At 44.0% G+C, this 15,670-nt stretch carries 18 protein-coding genes; 11 read left to right on the forward strand and 7 right to left on the reverse strand.

The window, feature by feature from the left end; all coding sequences use genetic code 11:
- Positions 1-14 precede the first annotated feature (14 nt).
- Entirely contained in the window at positions 15-1,007 is a 993-nt protein-coding gene (locus H9630_RS16405; RefSeq protein WP_191716590.1) for a lipoate--protein ligase, read from the reverse strand.
- A 143-nt stretch (positions 1,008-1,150) separates the two neighbouring features.
- Here H9630_RS16405 and yhfH point away from each other — a divergent pair, with 143 nt between their 5' ends.
- Entirely contained in the window at positions 1,151-1,276 is a 126-nt protein-coding gene (gene yhfH, locus H9630_RS16410) for a protein YhfH (RefSeq protein WP_008430608.1), read from the forward strand.
- A gap of 877 nt (positions 1,277-2,153) precedes the next feature.
- Here the strand turns inward: yhfH and H9630_RS16415 are convergent.
- From H9630_RS16415 to hemE, 4 genes are read right to left on the reverse strand one after another with little or no spacing between them, the layout of a single operon-like run.
- Positions 2,154-2,624, reverse strand: a complete 471-nt coding sequence (locus H9630_RS16415; protein WP_191716591.1) for a FixH family protein — start codon at positions 2,622-2,624, stop codon at positions 2,154-2,156.
- Complete coding sequence (gene hemY / locus H9630_RS16420) at positions 2,621-4,060, reverse strand: protoporphyrinogen oxidase (RefSeq protein ID WP_191716592.1); 1,440 nt, start codon at positions 4,058-4,060, stop codon at positions 2,621-2,623. The genes H9630_RS16415 and hemY overlap by 4 nt, the downstream gene beginning before the upstream one ends.
- A 24-nt stretch (positions 4,061-4,084) precedes the next feature.
- The gene (gene hemH, locus H9630_RS16425; protein ID WP_191716593.1) at positions 4,085-5,017 is read right to left on the reverse strand and encodes a ferrochelatase; all 933 of its coding nucleotides are present in this window, start codon (positions 5,015-5,017) and stop codon (positions 4,085-4,087) included.
- A 24-nt stretch (positions 5,018-5,041) separates the two neighbouring features.
- A complete protein-coding gene (gene hemE, locus H9630_RS16430) occupies positions 5,042-6,088 on the reverse strand; it encodes a uroporphyrinogen decarboxylase (RefSeq protein ID WP_191716594.1) in 1,047 nt (348 codons plus the stop codon).
- Positions 6,089-6,298: 210 nt separating this feature from the next.
- Here hemE and H9630_RS16435 point away from each other — a divergent pair, with 210 nt between their 5' ends.
- The 3 genes from H9630_RS16435 to H9630_RS16445 all read left to right on the forward strand — a co-directional run bounded on the left by H9630_RS16435 (position 6,299) and on the right by H9630_RS16445 (position 9,197).
- The gene (locus tag H9630_RS16435; protein ID WP_191716595.1) at positions 6,299-6,811 is read left to right on the forward strand and encodes an antibiotic biosynthesis monooxygenase family protein; all 513 of its coding nucleotides are present in this window, start codon (positions 6,299-6,301) and stop codon (positions 6,809-6,811) included.
- A gap of 52 nt (positions 6,812-6,863) precedes the next feature.
- Positions 6,864-7,859 carry a sodium:calcium antiporter gene (locus H9630_RS16440; protein ID WP_191716596.1) on the forward strand — a complete coding sequence of 332 codons (996 nt, stop codon included), beginning with the start codon at positions 6,864-6,866 and terminating at the stop codon, positions 7,857-7,859.
- Positions 7,860-8,027: 168 nt separating this feature from the next.
- Complete coding sequence (locus H9630_RS16445; RefSeq protein WP_191716597.1) at positions 8,028-9,197, forward strand: amidohydrolase; 1,170 nt, start codon at positions 8,028-8,030, stop codon at positions 9,195-9,197.
- Between the two features lie 45 nt (positions 9,198-9,242).
- Here the strand turns inward: H9630_RS16445 and H9630_RS16450 are convergent, their stop codons facing one another.
- Both H9630_RS16450 and H9630_RS16455 read right to left on the reverse strand, forming a co-directional pair.
- Positions 9,243-10,442: an ABC transporter permease gene (locus H9630_RS16450; RefSeq protein ID WP_191716598.1), complete on the reverse strand. Its 1,200-nt coding sequence runs from the start codon at positions 10,440-10,442 to the stop codon at positions 9,243-9,245.
- A complete protein-coding gene (locus H9630_RS16455) occupies positions 10,426-11,175 on the reverse strand; it encodes an ABC transporter ATP-binding protein (RefSeq protein WP_191716599.1) in 750 nt (249 codons plus the stop codon). The genes H9630_RS16450 and H9630_RS16455 overlap by 17 nt, the downstream gene beginning before the upstream one ends.
- A gap of 109 nt (positions 11,176-11,284) precedes the next feature.
- On the opposite strand from H9630_RS16455, the gene H9630_RS16460 reads away from it, so the two are divergent.
- The 7 genes from H9630_RS16460 (at position 11,285) to H9630_RS16490 (ending at position 15,584) form a co-directional block, all read left to right on the forward strand.
- Positions 11,285-11,716, forward strand: coding sequence for an HIT family protein (locus H9630_RS16460; RefSeq protein ID WP_191716600.1), 432 nt, complete (start codon positions 11,285-11,287; stop codon positions 11,714-11,716).
- Positions 11,717-11,820: 104 nt separating this feature from the next.
- Entirely contained in the window at positions 11,821-12,351 is a 531-nt protein-coding gene (locus H9630_RS16465; protein ID WP_191716601.1) for a tryptophan transporter, read from the forward strand.
- 125 nt (positions 12,352-12,476) lie between these two features.
- Positions 12,477-12,899: a YtxH domain-containing protein gene (locus H9630_RS16470; RefSeq protein WP_191716602.1), complete on the forward strand. Its 423-nt coding sequence runs from the start codon at positions 12,477-12,479 to the stop codon at positions 12,897-12,899.
- A gap of 223 nt (positions 12,900-13,122) precedes the next feature.
- Positions 13,123-13,686 carry an HTH-type transcriptional regulator Hpr gene (locus tag H9630_RS16475; RefSeq protein WP_191716603.1) on the forward strand — a complete coding sequence of 188 codons (564 nt, stop codon included), beginning with the start codon at positions 13,123-13,125 and terminating at the stop codon, positions 13,684-13,686.
- Between the two features lie 100 nt (positions 13,687-13,786).
- Complete coding sequence (locus H9630_RS16480) at positions 13,787-14,332, forward strand: DUF3267 domain-containing protein (RefSeq protein ID WP_191716604.1); 546 nt, start codon at positions 13,787-13,789, stop codon at positions 14,330-14,332.
- A gap of 61 nt (positions 14,333-14,393) precedes the next feature.
- Positions 14,394-14,579, forward strand: a complete 186-nt coding sequence (locus tag H9630_RS16485) for a hypothetical protein (RefSeq protein WP_006828367.1) — start codon at positions 14,394-14,396, stop codon at positions 14,577-14,579.
- Positions 14,580-14,687: 108 nt separating this feature from the next.
- The gene (locus H9630_RS16490) at positions 14,688-15,584 is read left to right on the forward strand and encodes a peptidylprolyl isomerase (protein WP_191716605.1); all 897 of its coding nucleotides are present in this window, start codon (positions 14,688-14,690) and stop codon (positions 15,582-15,584) included.
- Positions 15,585-15,670: the final 86 nt, after the last annotated feature.

Raw genomic sequence — 15,670 nt, forward strand, 5'->3', positions numbered from 1 at the left:
GCTCCCGGAAATTCTTAATAAATTAATTTCAAAAATTCCTCCGTCGTGATGCCTCCGAGAAGTTTCGGGATATCAATTCCGGCAATCGCTTTATCTAAAGATGCACGTTCGTATTTCGAACGGGTGATGGCTTGTTCAATTTCAGAAACGTCGCCGACCCCGAAGAAGTCACCGTAAATATGGGCGTCTTGGACAATGCCATTCTCTACTTGGAGACGGACATCGATGCCGCCGACCGGGAAGCGATGGGAATGCTTAATATTGAACTTCGGCGATTTGCCGTAGTTCCAGTCCCAATTGCCGTAGCGCTCTTTTGATAATTCATGGATTTTCTTCCAATCTTCGTCGGTCAATTCGTAGTAGCGGACATTTTCTTCCCCTTCAAATATCGAGTGCAGAATCGCGTTGCGGAATTCGGTCACGGTCATCGGCTCTTTCAAAAACTCGGAAATGTTTGCCACCCGGCTGCGAATCGACTTGATCCCTTTTGATTCAATTTTTTCTTTGCTGACTTTCAATGCTGAGACCACCGCATCCACTTCTGTATCAAACATTAACGTGCCATGGCTGAACATACGGCCTCTTGTAGAAAACTGGGCATTGCCCGATACTTTCCGGCCTTCTGCCATTAAGTCATTGCGTCCTGAAAGCTCAGCATTGACGCCCAGGCTTTGAAGTGCTTTTACCACTGGCTCCGTGAATTTACGGAAATTGCGGAAGCTGTTTCCGTCATCGACCGTAATAAAGCTATAGTTCAAATTGCCAAGGTCATGATAGACCGCTCCGCCGCCAGATAAACGGCGTACGACGTGGATGCCATTTGAATCTACATAATCAGTATTGATTTCTTCAGCTGTGTTTTGATTTTTGCCGATAATAATAGAAGGTTCATTGATATAGAACAGAAGAAACGGATCTTTTTCAACATCCATCGTTTTCAATAAGTATTCTTCAATTGCCAAGTTGATGCGTGGGTCTGTAATGCCTTTATTATCTACGAAATACATAATCTCTCTCCTTTGGCTGCGTTCCTTTTATTAGTTTAACGGATTTTTCAAATAAATTCACGGTTTAGGGTTGACGAATCCAAACTGTTATAATACACTGTTCTAAACACCAACAGTACTATAACAAAAAGGAGATGGAAGTTATGATTGAAAACGTAGTCGAATTTTTCAAGAACTTGCCCCCGAAACAATGCGCATCTTGTGGAGAAAAAATGGAAGAGCAGCATGAATGTTATGGTACTCAATGTGATTCCTGCAACAACTTATAAGATTCAGCAAACATACTTATAAAAAACGAAGCAGCGCTTACTGGCGCTGTTTCTTTTTGTATTGAATCCAAATGGTGAAAAACTGCTTCTATCTGGGTAACTCTTCTTGCTATCATAATATTTGGGGCAGCTGCCTGAACATGATATCTTTCTATCTGAACTAATCGCTCCTTTACCTGCACTATCCATATCCTTACCTGCATTTCATCTGTTTCACAAAAGATCAAGCTCGGACTGGAAGCTGTTCGCCGTGCGAACAGCCTGAATAGGCAGCGACACTTCCTGTTACAGTTTGGCTCACATACCAGGATCGATTATTCACCCATTGAGCATTCTAGTTTGCATGACTTTTCGCGAAATTCGTGTAGGAACGCAGAAACTTCATGTAGAGAAGCAGCTAATTCATGTAGAAGCGCCACATCTCCCGGTAGAAACCTGCATAGTTCATGTAGAAACACCAAATTATCCTGTAGAACCACAAAACCACATGTAACCTCACCCAGTCGAAGCGAAGGCGCGTGCATTACCGCTGCCGAGCGTTTCCAAAACTCCACATTACCTAACTACTCCATGCAAATATGGCTCACTATTTATCTCCCACACTCCGGGCTGAGCCGCGTCCAGGAGGGGACGGAGCTATAGGACTGGCAAGAGAAGCGATGCCCGGCTTATGGCGGGAGTCCTCTCCAGAGCGGTCGAAGCTGCTTTTAGAACTTCACTAAAACTATTACCTCTCTAGGTTTCCTGGCTTATTGTGGGAACCCACTCCAAAGCGGCCGAAGCGACTTATAGAACCTTACTAAAATCTATCAATATTACTCTTTCTCTTTTCCACATAAAAAAGGCACCGCCTAAGCGGTGCTTTTTCAATAATGGATCAATGCCCAGAGTGGCCGTCCATTTTGTCCATGCCTTGTGAATCGTCACTGTCATCCGGAACAATGGAATCCGGGTCTGGGTTGCCGACCGTGATTTCCTGTTTCGGCATAACGTGCATACCTCTTGCTGTTGTATGGGCCTGCATGTAATACAGACCTTCCTCTTCAAAGCTGGTTTCCGCTTCGTAGATGCCATCTTTCGTATGTTCAGCAGTAATCATCTCGCTGTTGTTGCGGTCGCCCGACTCCCATACTTCATAGACAACTTCACTTGCATCTTCCACAGCTTCGTCTCCTTGGCTCAACGCCACTGACAGCAGAACTTCCTCAGCCGGATCGGCTTGCGGTTCGGTATTGAACTCCACCATCACTTCTTCAATCATCTCACCAGTGCCTGCAGAATCCGCTTCTTCCGATCCGCAGCCAGCCAACAATAAAAATGGCAATCCAAGCCACATCATTTTTTTCATTTTGCAGTTCCCTCCATGCTGAGTGACTCAGCAACAAATCGTTCAAGCGATAGTTCGGCAGCCGCTTTTCCTTGATCAACACAAGCAGGCAATCCAAATCCTTCAAAAGAACCTCCTGCAATCTGCACCATCGGCAAAGCGTCCTGCACTTCCTTTTTCGCTGCCGCAATCCGTTCTCCATGACCTACCAGATATTGCGGCATCGCTTCTTTCCAACGCGAGACGATGGTAAATTCAGGCTCTTCCCGTATATCCATCAATTTGTGCAGGTCTTCCAATACGGCTTTAACAATCTCTCCATCAGACAACTCAACGACCGCCTCGTCCCCGACACGCCCGATAAATGACCGGTAAAGAGCTTTGCCCGGCGGAATCAACGTCGGCCATTTCAGGTGTGCAGCCGAACAGGCTGTTATGGTGAAATCGCTGTTTCGTGCAACCACAAATCCCGTACAATCCTTAGGGTTTTTTACTGCCCCTTCGGGAAATGCAATCGATACTGTCGCAATGGATGTGGAGGGCATGTCTTTCAAGCCTTTCAGCAAACCCAAAGGTTCAAAAATCGGCATCAACTTGGCATGCGGCAAAGCGAAAATGACACTATCTGCAATCATCGATGCTTCATTGTTCAAACGCAATTCCACTTGTTTGCCTTTTTGCACCAGCTTTTCAACTTTGATACCTTTTAAAATGGTGCATGTATGCAGCTCTTTTTCCATGGTTTGCACAAGTGTTTCAATGCCGTTGGAAAAAGTTTGAAAGATGCCTGTTTTTTCGGTATCAAATGCGCGGTAATTGGCTACTTGATTTTTCTTCAAGCCACGAATCAAGCTTCGTTGCTGTTCTCCTGCTTCCAGCAATTCAGGAAAAGTCGACTTTATGCTCAAACGGTCGATATCTCCGGCAAATACACCTGAAAACAACGGTTCAATCAAGTTTTCGACCAACTCATTGCCAAATCTCCGTCTCAAGAAAGGTCCAAGCGGCTGGTCTTCAGCAGAAGTTGTTGTGGGCAGGAAGAAATCTCCCATAGCCCGAGCTTTGCCGGACCAGGAACTGATGCCTGAAGCAAGAAATGACCCAAAATTCGTCGGGACCCCCATAACAGACCCTGCCGGTATCGAATAAAGTTCATTTTCGACCGCCACTTTAGTGGTGCCAGGAGCACTTTGGATCAATTGGTCTTCAATGCCCAACTCTTTCGCTAATTGCTGGATACTGTTTTTTCGTGAGACAAACGAATCCGGACCACGCTCAATTACAAAACCGTCTTTTTGAAGGGTTTGGATTTTTCCACCAAGGCGATGGGCTGCTTCAATCACTGTAATATCAATCGCCAAACCTTGTTCTATCGCCAGTTTTTGTAAGTAATATGCCGATGACAGACCTGTGATGCCCCCGCCCACGACGATTACTTTATGCGTTTGTTCGGCCACGTTTAATCCTCACTTTCAATTGCTTTATTTTTCCGCCAGTTTTCTCAATACAACGTCAGTCAATCCATCAATGAATAATGGCTGAACGTTTGGCATTTCTGGACGGCGGTAGGTTGCACCAATATCGTCGCAAACAACTTTACATTCATAATCGTTATCGAAAAGAACTTCCAAGTGGTCGGCTACAAAGCCAACCGGTGTGTAAACGAAAGATGTGTATCCTTTTTGTTCAAACAAATCGCGCGTCAAATCCTGAACGTCCGGTCCAATCCAAGGTTCTCCTGTTTGTCCGGCACTCTGCCAACCGATTTCAACGTTTTCAACACCCGTAGCTTGTTGGATCATCTCAGCTGTTTCTTTTAATTGGTCGGGGTAAGGATCTCCGCTTGCGATGATCTTCTCAGGCAATGAATGCGCCGAAACAATCAGGCAAGATTTCGCACGTTCTTCTTCTGACATTTCAGCAAATGCAGCACTGACTTTTTCGCTCCAGTATTGGATGAACTTCGGTTCTTTGTACCAGCTTTCAACTGAAGTCAATGAAATGCCCGCTTTTTCAGCAGCTTCTGCTGCACGGCCATTGTATGATTTAACCGAGAAAGTAGAGAAATGAGGAGCCAAAACGATTGAAACGGCTTCTGTGATGCCATCTTTTCTCATCTCTTCCACACCGTCTTCAACAAACGGCTCGATGTGTTTAAGGCCAAGATATACTTTAAAGTCAATTTCGTCCTGTACTTCATTTAAACGGTCGCACAAGCCTTGTGCTTGATCTTTGGTGATTTTTGCAAGCGGTGAAAGTCCGCCAATCGCTTTGTAGCGGCTGCGCAAATCTTCTAAGCTTTCTTCGCTTGGCTTACGGCCGCGTCGGATATGTGTGTAGTAACGTTCAATATCTTCTTCTGAATAAGGCGTTCCATACGCCATCACTAATAATCCCATTGTCTTCTTCAACATAATCACCTCGAAATGAATTTTATTCTATTTTAAATTACTTTTATAAGCCGCACTGTATTCATGGACAAATGCTGTCAGACGTTTCAATGTATCCGGGTTAACTTCCGGGAATACGCCGTGGCCAAGGTTAAAGATATAGCCATCGTTCTGTAAGCCCATATCCAAAATCTTTTTCGCCCGTTCTTCAATTACCGGCCAGTCTGCCAGTAAGTAAGACGGATCGAAGTTGCCTTGAAGAGCTTTGGTCAAGCCCATAGAACGCGCTTCGGAAATCGGCAGGCGCCAATCCAAGCCGACTACGTCTACTGGAAGCTCATGCCACTCTTTTGCCAAATGGCTTGCACCGACACCAAAGATCGTCAACGGCACGCCTTCAGTACGCAACTCAGCAAAAATACGGTCCATGACCGGTTTAATGAAGATGCGGTAATCTTCAACGTTTAACGCACCGACCCACGAATCGAAAATTTGAATCGCTTTGGCACCCGCTTTGACTTGTGCTTTTACATAAGGGATAATGGTATCTGCCAATTTATCCATCAAAGCAAACCACATCGCTGGTTCTGAAACCATCATCGCTTTAGTTTTATTGTAACTCTTCGAAGGTCCGCCTTCGATCATGTAGCTGGCTAATGTGAATGGTGCGCCTGAAAAACCGATCAACGGCACATTCAATTGATCTTTCGTCAGCATGCGGATCGTCTCCAGTACAAAATCAACATCTTGCTCAGGATTGATTTCGCCTAGACGTTCGATATCCGCCATACTGCGGATCGGGTTGTCGATAACGGGACCGATGCCTGATTTAATTTTTACATCCACTCCGATTGCAGGCAATGGCGTAACAATGTCTTTATACAGGATCGCTGCGTCGTTATTATACTGATCTACAGGAAGTTTAGTCACGTATGCACATAGTTCCGGCTGATGCGTGATTTCCTCTAATGAGTATTTCTCCTTGATTTTGCGGTATTCCGGCTGAGAACGTCCAGCCTGTCTCATATACCAAACTGGTGTATGTTCTGTTTTCTCTCCTCGTGCTGCGCGGAGGTATGTGTCGTTAAATGTCATGAATTTTTCATCCCTTCAATCTTCTGCTTTTCTGTTCGTCTACCCATATCCGTCTATACTATAGACGTTCCGCCCTTTATTGTATAGATTGCCGGCGCATTTGTCATAAATTAGACGCTTCTCTTTTCACTTGTTCGTCAAACCTGTTTCATCTAGTTTTCTTAAGGGAAGAATATAAAGAATGTATTATTTATTTCAGGAGGGATTTCAATGAAGCTTTATATGACGACTGGAACATACGATTTCATGAAAAAAATGCGTGACAAGCACCCCGAAGAAACGATGGTCCTTATGCAAGGTGAAAATACAACCTTGATGCTCCACGAAACAGAAGGAAAAACCATTTTCCAAACACCGCGCCGTTACGAAGTTGTGGACGGCACAGGAGAGTTTAAAGAAAAAGGATTTTTCGTCTTCAATAATGTGCCGGTATCCGATGAAGGCCGCCCTGTTTTTGAGCACCGGTTTAAAAATCGTGCTGGCGCCATCGAAAATGAGCCGGGATACATTGCCTTCCGTGTGTTGAGACCGCTTGATTCAGATACGTACATCGTTCTGACTGAATGGGAGTCACCTGCTTTTTATGAAAAATGGAAAGAATCTCAAGCATTTGCACAAGCTCATTCAGGACAACCCGAAAACAAGGCTGGAACTCAACGCCCCAATATTTTTTCAGGTGTATCATACATCAGTACGTACAAAGCAAAACCTGAAGAAGAATAAATACAGCCTTCATTAATCTGAATGGAAACATACCTGAAAAGGAGGAAATTAATTGGTTTTTGTTATCTTTATTTTAGCAGCGGCACTTACCGTGTTCGCATCCATCAAGCTGTCCCAATACGCCGATGTCATCAGTTCTAAAACGGCGATGGGCGGTATGATGGTCGGTACCTTATTATTGGCGGGGGCTACTTCCCTGCCGGAAGTATCAACCAGTTTCTCAGCAGCAGCAATCGGGAATGCGGATATTGCAGTCGGCAACATGATCGGTTCAAACCTTTTTAATTTGTTCATCCTTGCCGGATTCGACTTTCTTTTGAGAAGACGCCAGATCTTACACCGCGCCTCGCGTGATAACATCTACACGGCCCTTCTTGGGATTCTGTTGACGATTATGGTCATTCTTTCACTTTGGCTGCGTCTGGATATACAAATTTTAGGCGTCGGCTTGGATGCTTTAATTATCGCTATTACGTATATTGCCGGGATGGTGGCCATCAACAAATTGCCTTCTTTGGATCCTGAAGCCGAAGCAATTGTTGAATCGGAAGAAGAGCCTGAAAATCCAAGTGCTTCGCTTTCATCAAAAGCGGCAATTGCCCGCTTTATCATTGCCGCTCTGGTCATTCTTGCTGCTGGTACCGCCTTATCTATAACCGGCGATCAGATTGCAATCATTACGGGAATCGGCTCCAGCTTTATCGGAAGTTTCCTGATTGCAGCAGCTACTTCATTGCCCGAAGCCATCTCTGTTTTTGTTGCCTTGCGCTTGAGTAATGTCAATATGGCTGTCGGAGCAATTCTTGGAAGCAACATCTTCAACATGATCATTTTGGCTTTGTCCGACCCTGTTTACACGGCGGGCCCTATCATGTTGGATGTTTCCGGTGCGAACATGATCATCGCGGTCGGTGTTCTGATCATGTCTGTTTTGGCGCTATTTTCACTTTACCGGAAGAAAAGTGCTTCTACACTATCTTATGCACTTCCATCGGCAATTATCATCGTTATATACTTTGCAGCATCCTATTTAAACTTTACTTATTAATCAAATCGCCCCAAAGCGCAGCCATCTTCCAAGCGGGAGGTGGCTGCGTTTTTTTGTTTCCATGAATCTGTATCTTCGGCCTGTCCATTTTCACAGTTCTTTCGAACTCCTTTTTCATAATTGACAGATTTTTGTGATATGCTTTTATAACAGAAAGGAGTTATGACAATGAATGAAAAACTATACGCCGGCTTAGATGCCGCTTATCCAGAGATGGTGGAAATTCGCCGTCATTTGCATATGAATCCTGAACCTTCTTTTCACGAAACCAAAACAGCCCAGTATATACGCCAGTATTACGAAAAATTAGGTGTGGAAGTCGAGCACGGTGTCGGTGGAAATGGCGTCGTCGCCAGAATTCAAGGCGCCAAACCTGGCAAAACCGTCGCCTTGCGTGCTGATTTCGATGCTTTGCCGATTCAGGACCAGAAAGAAAATGTGCCTTATAAATCAACTGTTGAGGGCGTCATGCATGCCTGCGGACATGATGGCCACACAGCCACTCTGCTGGTGCTTGGAAAAACCTTGCACAATATGCGCAATGAATTGGAAGGCACTTACGTATTGATTCACCAGCATGCCGAAGAGCTGGTTCCCGGTGGAGCTAAATCGATGATCGAAGCTGGTGTTTTAGAAGGAGTCGATGTGATTTTTGGCACTCATCTTTGGTCCACCACGCCATTTGGCAGAATCGACTTGCGTGTCGGCCCGATCATGGCCGCTGCAGACAGCTTCGAGCTGAAAGTTCAAGGACGCGGTGGCCATGGCGCCAGCCCCCACGAAACAATCGACGCAGTCGTCATCGGTTCACAAATCGTCTCTAACCTGCAGCCATTGGTGTCCAGACGAGTGGATCCATTGGAATCAGCTGTGCTTTCCGTCGGCTCGTTCGTAGCACAGAATCCGTTCAATATCATCGCGGATCAAGCGGTCTTGTCCGGTACTGTCCGCTCATTCAAAGAAGATGTCCGAAGTCTGATGGAAACAGAAATGGAACGCGTCATCGAAGGCACCAGTATGGCTAACAACAGCCACTACGAATTCAATTTCAAACGTGGCTACCCACCAGTCGTCAATCATGAAAAGGAAACGCATTATGTAAAAGGTGTCGCCGAAACCGTGCCTGGAGTTTCAGAAGTCTATGATTGCCCACCTCAAATGGGCGGAGAGGATTTCGCTTATTATCTGGAGGAGATTCCTGGAACTTTCTTCTTTACAGGCGCTATGCCGGATGGCGATGTATACCCCCATCATCATCCGAAATTCGATTTCAAAGAAGAAGCCATGCTGCTGGCAGCTAAAACACTTGGTGCCGCGGCCCTTAATTTTCACAAATAAAAATCCAAACCCGCCGGCTCATGTCAGCTGACGGGTTTGGATTTTTTAATTTTTCTGTTTCAATACGGTTGCTGAAATGAGGGAAACCAGCAGAATGACAGCGAAGGTCAATAAAGCGGTTACCGGCTCTCCCAGCAACAGCAATGTCACAGCTGCTGCTGCACTTTGCAGAACCTGCACGGCCATGATGAGTTTCCAGACAGCCTGCTGCCTGCTGAAGCGGGTCAGTGGGAACAGATTGTCCATCCGGAAATGCTGGGTATGGGTCAGCCCCTGCCATATCTGGATGACCGTTGCGAATGCCAGAGCACCTGCAAATAACGCCACACCGATTTGGAATGGAATAAACCATGCTCCTACCATGATGATAACAGTTAGGCGAACCCATAAGTAAAATAATTCATCGGAACGGACAAAAGTTCGCCACACCAAGTAAAGATGCGCATTTTGGGGACCCGGCTTGATAAGGCGATAAAGCCCATTCAGCCATGTTCTCGGTTTAATTTTTCCTTTTAAATGAGGGACGTCGGTAAAGTAATTGGCGAATTGGTAAAAACGCAGCATGCGGTTTTCTTCCAGTCCAATAAAATGTTCATAAGCAAAAGGTTTTCCAACCGCTTTCCCTGATACCCATTTTCCGTACAATATAATGGCGAAAAGGACAACGACCGCGATTATCAATTGCTCTTCTATATAGAAGTAAACAAACAGCCCAACCAGCAAGAGCCGCAACATCCGGTCCAGCCAGACGTTGTCCCCTGCCCCTTGACGACGGAAAGCAAATTCCGTTTGGACACTCCACCATTTGATCAGCAACAGCAAAATCGGGAAGCCGATCAAATAGGACGAAGGTAAGCCATATAGTGCGTTGACCATCGGCAATGAAACGACAAAGACAATGACCGGCAAATACAATTGGGAAAAGAACGACCATTTTAAAGCCGGCTTCAGAAATTCATCCAGTTTGCTTTCCAAAGGCAGAAAATACACCGAGTCTGCTTCCTTCAACAAAGTTGAGGGCGGACTGAAAGCCAGCAATAAACCAAAGATAATGGCCAACACCAAAGCTCCAGGAAATTCCGGCGGGATGTTTTGAATCCATTCACTATAGGCAAATCCAGCAGCGCCTAAAGCAAACAGCAAAACTACAGCAATATGGCCAGTGAAAATATATTTTAAATAGTTTTGGACTTCCAATGTGTATTTCTGAAGTCTCCGTGACCAAACATCATGCAAACTCTTCATTTAGCTCATCCTCGGTCATCGCAATGTACAAATCATCCAATGATGCTTCCGGCATATTGAAGGCTTTCCGCAAGTCATCCATTGTGCCACTGGCGCGAACCCGTCCATTATGAAGCAGGATGATCCGGTCGCAATAGCGTTCTGCCGTAGACAAAATGTGGGTCGACATCAGCACCGATGCCCCTTTTTTCTTTTGTTTCTCCATCTGGTCCAATAAGGATTTAATGCCGAGTGGATCCAGCCCGACAAACGGCTCATCAATGATATAGAGCGCTGGATTTACGAGAAAGGCACTCATGATCATCACTTTCTGGCGCATCCCTTTCGAGAAATGTGACGGAAACCATCTCAGGCGCTTTTCCATCCGAAACTCCTTCAACAGCTCAGCAGAACGCTTTTCAAACAATTTTGGATCCATATTATAAGCCATCGCTGTCAGTTCCAAGTGTTCTCGAAGCGTCAGTTCCTCATACAATACCGGAGTTTCCGGTATGTATGAAAAAGAAGAACGATAAGCGTCCATGTCTTCTTCAAAAGTTTTGCCGTTCAAGCGGATTTGCCCCGATTTCGGTTGCATCAATCCGATGATATGTTTAATCGTTGTACTCTTTCCGGCACCGTTCAATCCGATGAGCCCAACAAGTTCTCCTTTTTTTATTGAAAACGTCACTTCCTGCAGAACAGGTTTGCGTGTATACCCGCCTGTCAACGCGTCAACTTCCAATATTGCCATATACAACACCTCTTTCTTTCTATTAAACTATTGTACCAAATCCAGCTGTCGAATTCTTTTCTGATATGGCAATTGTGGTAAAATGGGAAAAATGGAAAGGATGATACCAATGACAAATTGTATTTTCTGCAAAATCATTGCAGGTGAAATCCCAAGCGTGAAAATTTACGAAGACGAACATGTTTTTGCTTTTATGGATATCATGCCCTTGTCAAAAGGCCATACTTTGCTTATTCCCAAAACACATCGCGAATTTGTCTATGACTTGGCACCTGAAGAAGCAGCCAATCTATTTTCCGTAGCGCCTAGAATTGCCAAAGCCATCAAAGAAACGTTTGAGCCTGAAGGCATGAATCTATTGAACAACAACGGTGCCAAAGCGGGCCAAAGCGTGTTCCATTTCCATCTGCATTTTATCCCCCGCTATGGTGAAAGTGATGGGTTCGGTGCAAAATGGATGACTAAAGAAAAGGAATTCACATCTGAACGCATCCAGGAACTTGCGGAAAGCGTCAAAGAAAAATTAGCCGCTGATGCTTGATTTTCTAGGGTGAACAGGATAGAATCAGTATAAGTTTTTCGCCGGCGGTCATGAGGACACGTCCGGGAAAAAGAAACTAGCACAGAGCTGAGGAGAGATGAGAAATGAATACGAAGAATTTAGTTTTAATGGCGTTGCTGGTCAGCGTCGGAGCCACTCTTTATGTGGTGATTCCAGGCATTAACGGCGGGATGAAGCCCGATTTCATGTTGACCATGATGTTTGTCGGCATCCTATTATTCCCGAATGTAAAAAATGTGTTTTTATTGGCGGTAACGACGGGTGTTCTATCCGGACTGTTTTCTACATTCCCAGGAGGATTTTTCCCGAATATCATCGATAAATTCATCACGGCATTTGTTTTCCTTGCTTTGGTGATGATCCTGAAGAAATTCGTTTCCAAATTGCCAGTAACCATTGCCCTTTGTTCAGTCGGAACTTTATTGTCTGGAACGATTTTCCTGTCTGCTGCCATTTTTGTAATTGGCGCCAATATCCCATTCAGCCTGTTGGTTGTGACAGTGGTATTGCCTGCAGTAGTGATGAACGGAGTCGCTTTCGCTTTGATTTACCCGATTGTCATTACATTGGTCAAGCGTTCAAAATTTGAAACGGCTGTTTCGCAAGCAGCTTAAACCTAAAGCTTTTCGTCATTATTTTTGGCGAAAAGCTTTTTTTATTGAATAGTCATTCAATTTTATGTTTTAATTAGTTAAAATAAAGGAAAAGAAGCTTATAGGAAGAAAGGGGCGTTTCATACATGAGAGCATCAAGGTTTTTCTTAGGACTCGCTACAGGTTTGGCAGCAGGAGCTGCAACGGCCTTATTTTCTGCACCGCAATCAGGGCAGGATTTGCGTACATCGGTAAAGTCGACATCATCTGAATGGAAAGAGTACTTAAACGAACTGAAGGTAAAAGTGAATGGCTTAAAAGAGTCGATTAACCATTTAACAGAAGAAGCAAAATCCCAACTGCCTGAAACAGTTGAAGGATTAAAGTCTTCTTTGGAAAATTGGACAGAAAGCACTGCACCAGCTAAAGAGCATCTTCAATTGGAGATCATGGCAATCCAGAATGCTATTGAAGAATTGCAGAATACACTCAGCAAAGATAAAAAAGACAAAGACGACGATGATAAACCGAAAAAAGAAAAAGTCGATGACGATACACAAACTGCGTAAAGCTGGATTTTACGCTCAGTGAAGTTCTTTATCCCTTCTTTACAGAAGAACGGACTAGAGCAGCTGCCTTCGGGCGGCTGTTTTTTTTTGCGTTTCATACGTAGAAAAAAGCAATAGATTAAAGGAATTTTTCAAATGTAAATTATTTTACTATTCTTACTTTAATTACGTTTGCTTTACTGCTATAATAAAGAAAATATTTCGGAGGAAAGTTGGTGCCTACATGAACGAGAAGGAATATACCATGAAAGAGGCTATGCTGTTTAGCCAGCGCATCGGACAATTGTCAAAAGCTCTTTGGAAAGCTGTAGAAAAAGACTGGCAGTTATGGATAAAACCTTATGACCTGAATATTAATGAGCACCACATCCTTTGGATCTCCTACCATTTAAAAGGAGCTTCCATTTCTGATGTCGCAAAGTTTGGCGTCATGCATGTTTCGACTGCTTTTAACTTTTCAAAAAAACTGGAAGAACGTGAATTGCTGTCTTTTTCAAAACGGGATACCGACAAACGCAATACATACGTCCAACTGACTGAGAAAGGCGAAAAGCTCATGCAGGAAATGATTGAAAATTATCACGAAACCCCCCATTCTGTAATAGACGGTTCTCTTCAACTGCGCGAACTGTATGGAAAATTCCCTGAGTTTATGGATATTATGGCAGTAATCCGCAACATTTACGGCGATGATTTCATGGAGATTTTTGAAGCTTCCTTTAAAAATATCGAGAACCGGTTTAGTGAAGAAAACCATGTAATTGTGCACCAGGAAAGCCAGCAATAATCAGTGAATTTCCAAAATTAATTTATGGTTGCATTTCCTAAAAAATCATTGTATTGTATGTATCGACTCAAAAATGATTTTAGTAATAGGAGATGCACATATGCACTGCTGGAAAACGATCAATGTAAAAAAACAATATGGATTTGACCGGCTTTTCATGATTTCAGCGCTTTTTGGAATCGCTGTTTTCATGGCCTCCTATATCGGACTGGCAATCGTATACGCTACACCTCTATCCGATCAGTATTTCCTATTATTCATCTTAGCCTTGCTTGCTATTTATCCGCTTCATAAGATTCTGCATTTTCTGCCGCTGATCGGCTGTTATAAGTCATTGAAACTTATTATTCGTAAGCAGTTGAAAATCTGTCCGGCTATATTGCTTCATATAAATGAACCTGTTCCGAAAACCCGCTTTCTTCTCTCATTGGCTGCGCCTTTCCTTATCATGAACACAGCCATTGTGACGATGAGTACGTTGATGCCAGCCTATGGCCATTATTTTGCTATGCTATTGGCCTATCATAGCGGGCTATGTTTAACCGATATCATCTATCTGCGGAATTTGGCACGTTCTCCGAAGTATGCATTAATCGAGGAAACAGACACCGGCTTTGAAATTCTTGTGCCGCCGGTGGTTAGTTGATTCCTGTTTTTTCTTCTCGGATTTGTTATACTAGGTTGTAAAGTCAGAGGGGAGGAAATCCATGATTATCGCATTCATCGTTATGTTCTCCGTATTTTACCTTTTCCAGATAAATCGGATGACATTAGCACTTGTCACTTCACGGGAAATTCCGGAAGAAAATCACCAGAAAATATTCCGTACCATTAATATATTGATTACAATACTATTGGTATCGTTGTATGTAGGCGTAGAATTTACCCCTTAAATCCACTTGCCTCCTGGCAAGTGTCTTTTTTTAGGAAATTTACACTTCTTTGAATATTTATAGTAGAATAAATAATGCATCTAGATAGAAAGTTGGGAGCGAAATTCAATGAAAAAGTCCTTTTTAACAGTTACCCTGGCAGCATCCGTATTAGCCTTGGCCGCATGCAGTGATAGCGGAGATGGAGAAGTCATCGTATCTTCTGATGCTGGTGATGTAACAAAAGATGAGCTTTACCAAGAAATGAAAACGTCAATCGGTGAACAGGCTGTACAGATTCTGATGATTGAAAAAGTACTTGCCGAAAACTACGAAGTGACCGACAAAGAAGTAGACGCAGAATACAACAGCAATAAAGAAGAATTAGGCGAAAGCTTCGATCAATTCCTGGCACAAAATAACCAAACGGAAGAAAGCTACAAGAAAGTCATCCGCTTGAATTTATTGCAGGAAAAAGCGTTGACTGAAGACGTTGAAGTAACGGACGAAGAAATCCAAGCACAATATGACCGCCAAGGTACAGAGTTGAACGCCCGCCACATTTTAGTGGCTGATGAAGAAACTGCCAACTCACTCAAAAAGGAATTGGATGAAGGCGGCGATTTTGCCGCATTAGCTGAGAAAAACTCAACTGATACAGGATCTGCCGCAAACGGCGGAAACCTTGACTGGTTCGGCCCTGGCGCAATGGTTCCTGAATTCGAGGAAGTTGCATACGGGTTGGAAGTTGACGAAATCAGCGAGCCTGTGGCATCTGAATTCGGATTCCATATCATCCAGGTTCTTGATAAGCGCAAGGTTGAAGACCAGCCTGCTTTTGAAGACCAAAAAGAAGATATCCGTTCTGAACTTGCAATCTCAAAAGCGGATCAAACCACATTGCTTCCGAAAGTCGCTGACTTGATGAAAGAAGCAAACGTTGAAATCAAAGACGAAGATCTGGAAGGCGCTTTGGATGATATCTTGAATCCACAACCCGCTCCAGAAGCTGCACCAGCAGAATAATACATGAATGCAAAAACCCCCGCTCCCTTTTTTGGAAGCGGGGGTTTTCAGTCTTAAGAAACCATGCTATTTTAACTTTTCATTCA

The sequence above is a fragment of the Planococcus wigleyi genome (genome assembly GCF_014836985.1).
Classification (GTDB): domain Bacteria; phylum Bacillota; class Bacilli; order Bacillales_A; family Planococcaceae; genus Planococcus; species Planococcus notacanthi.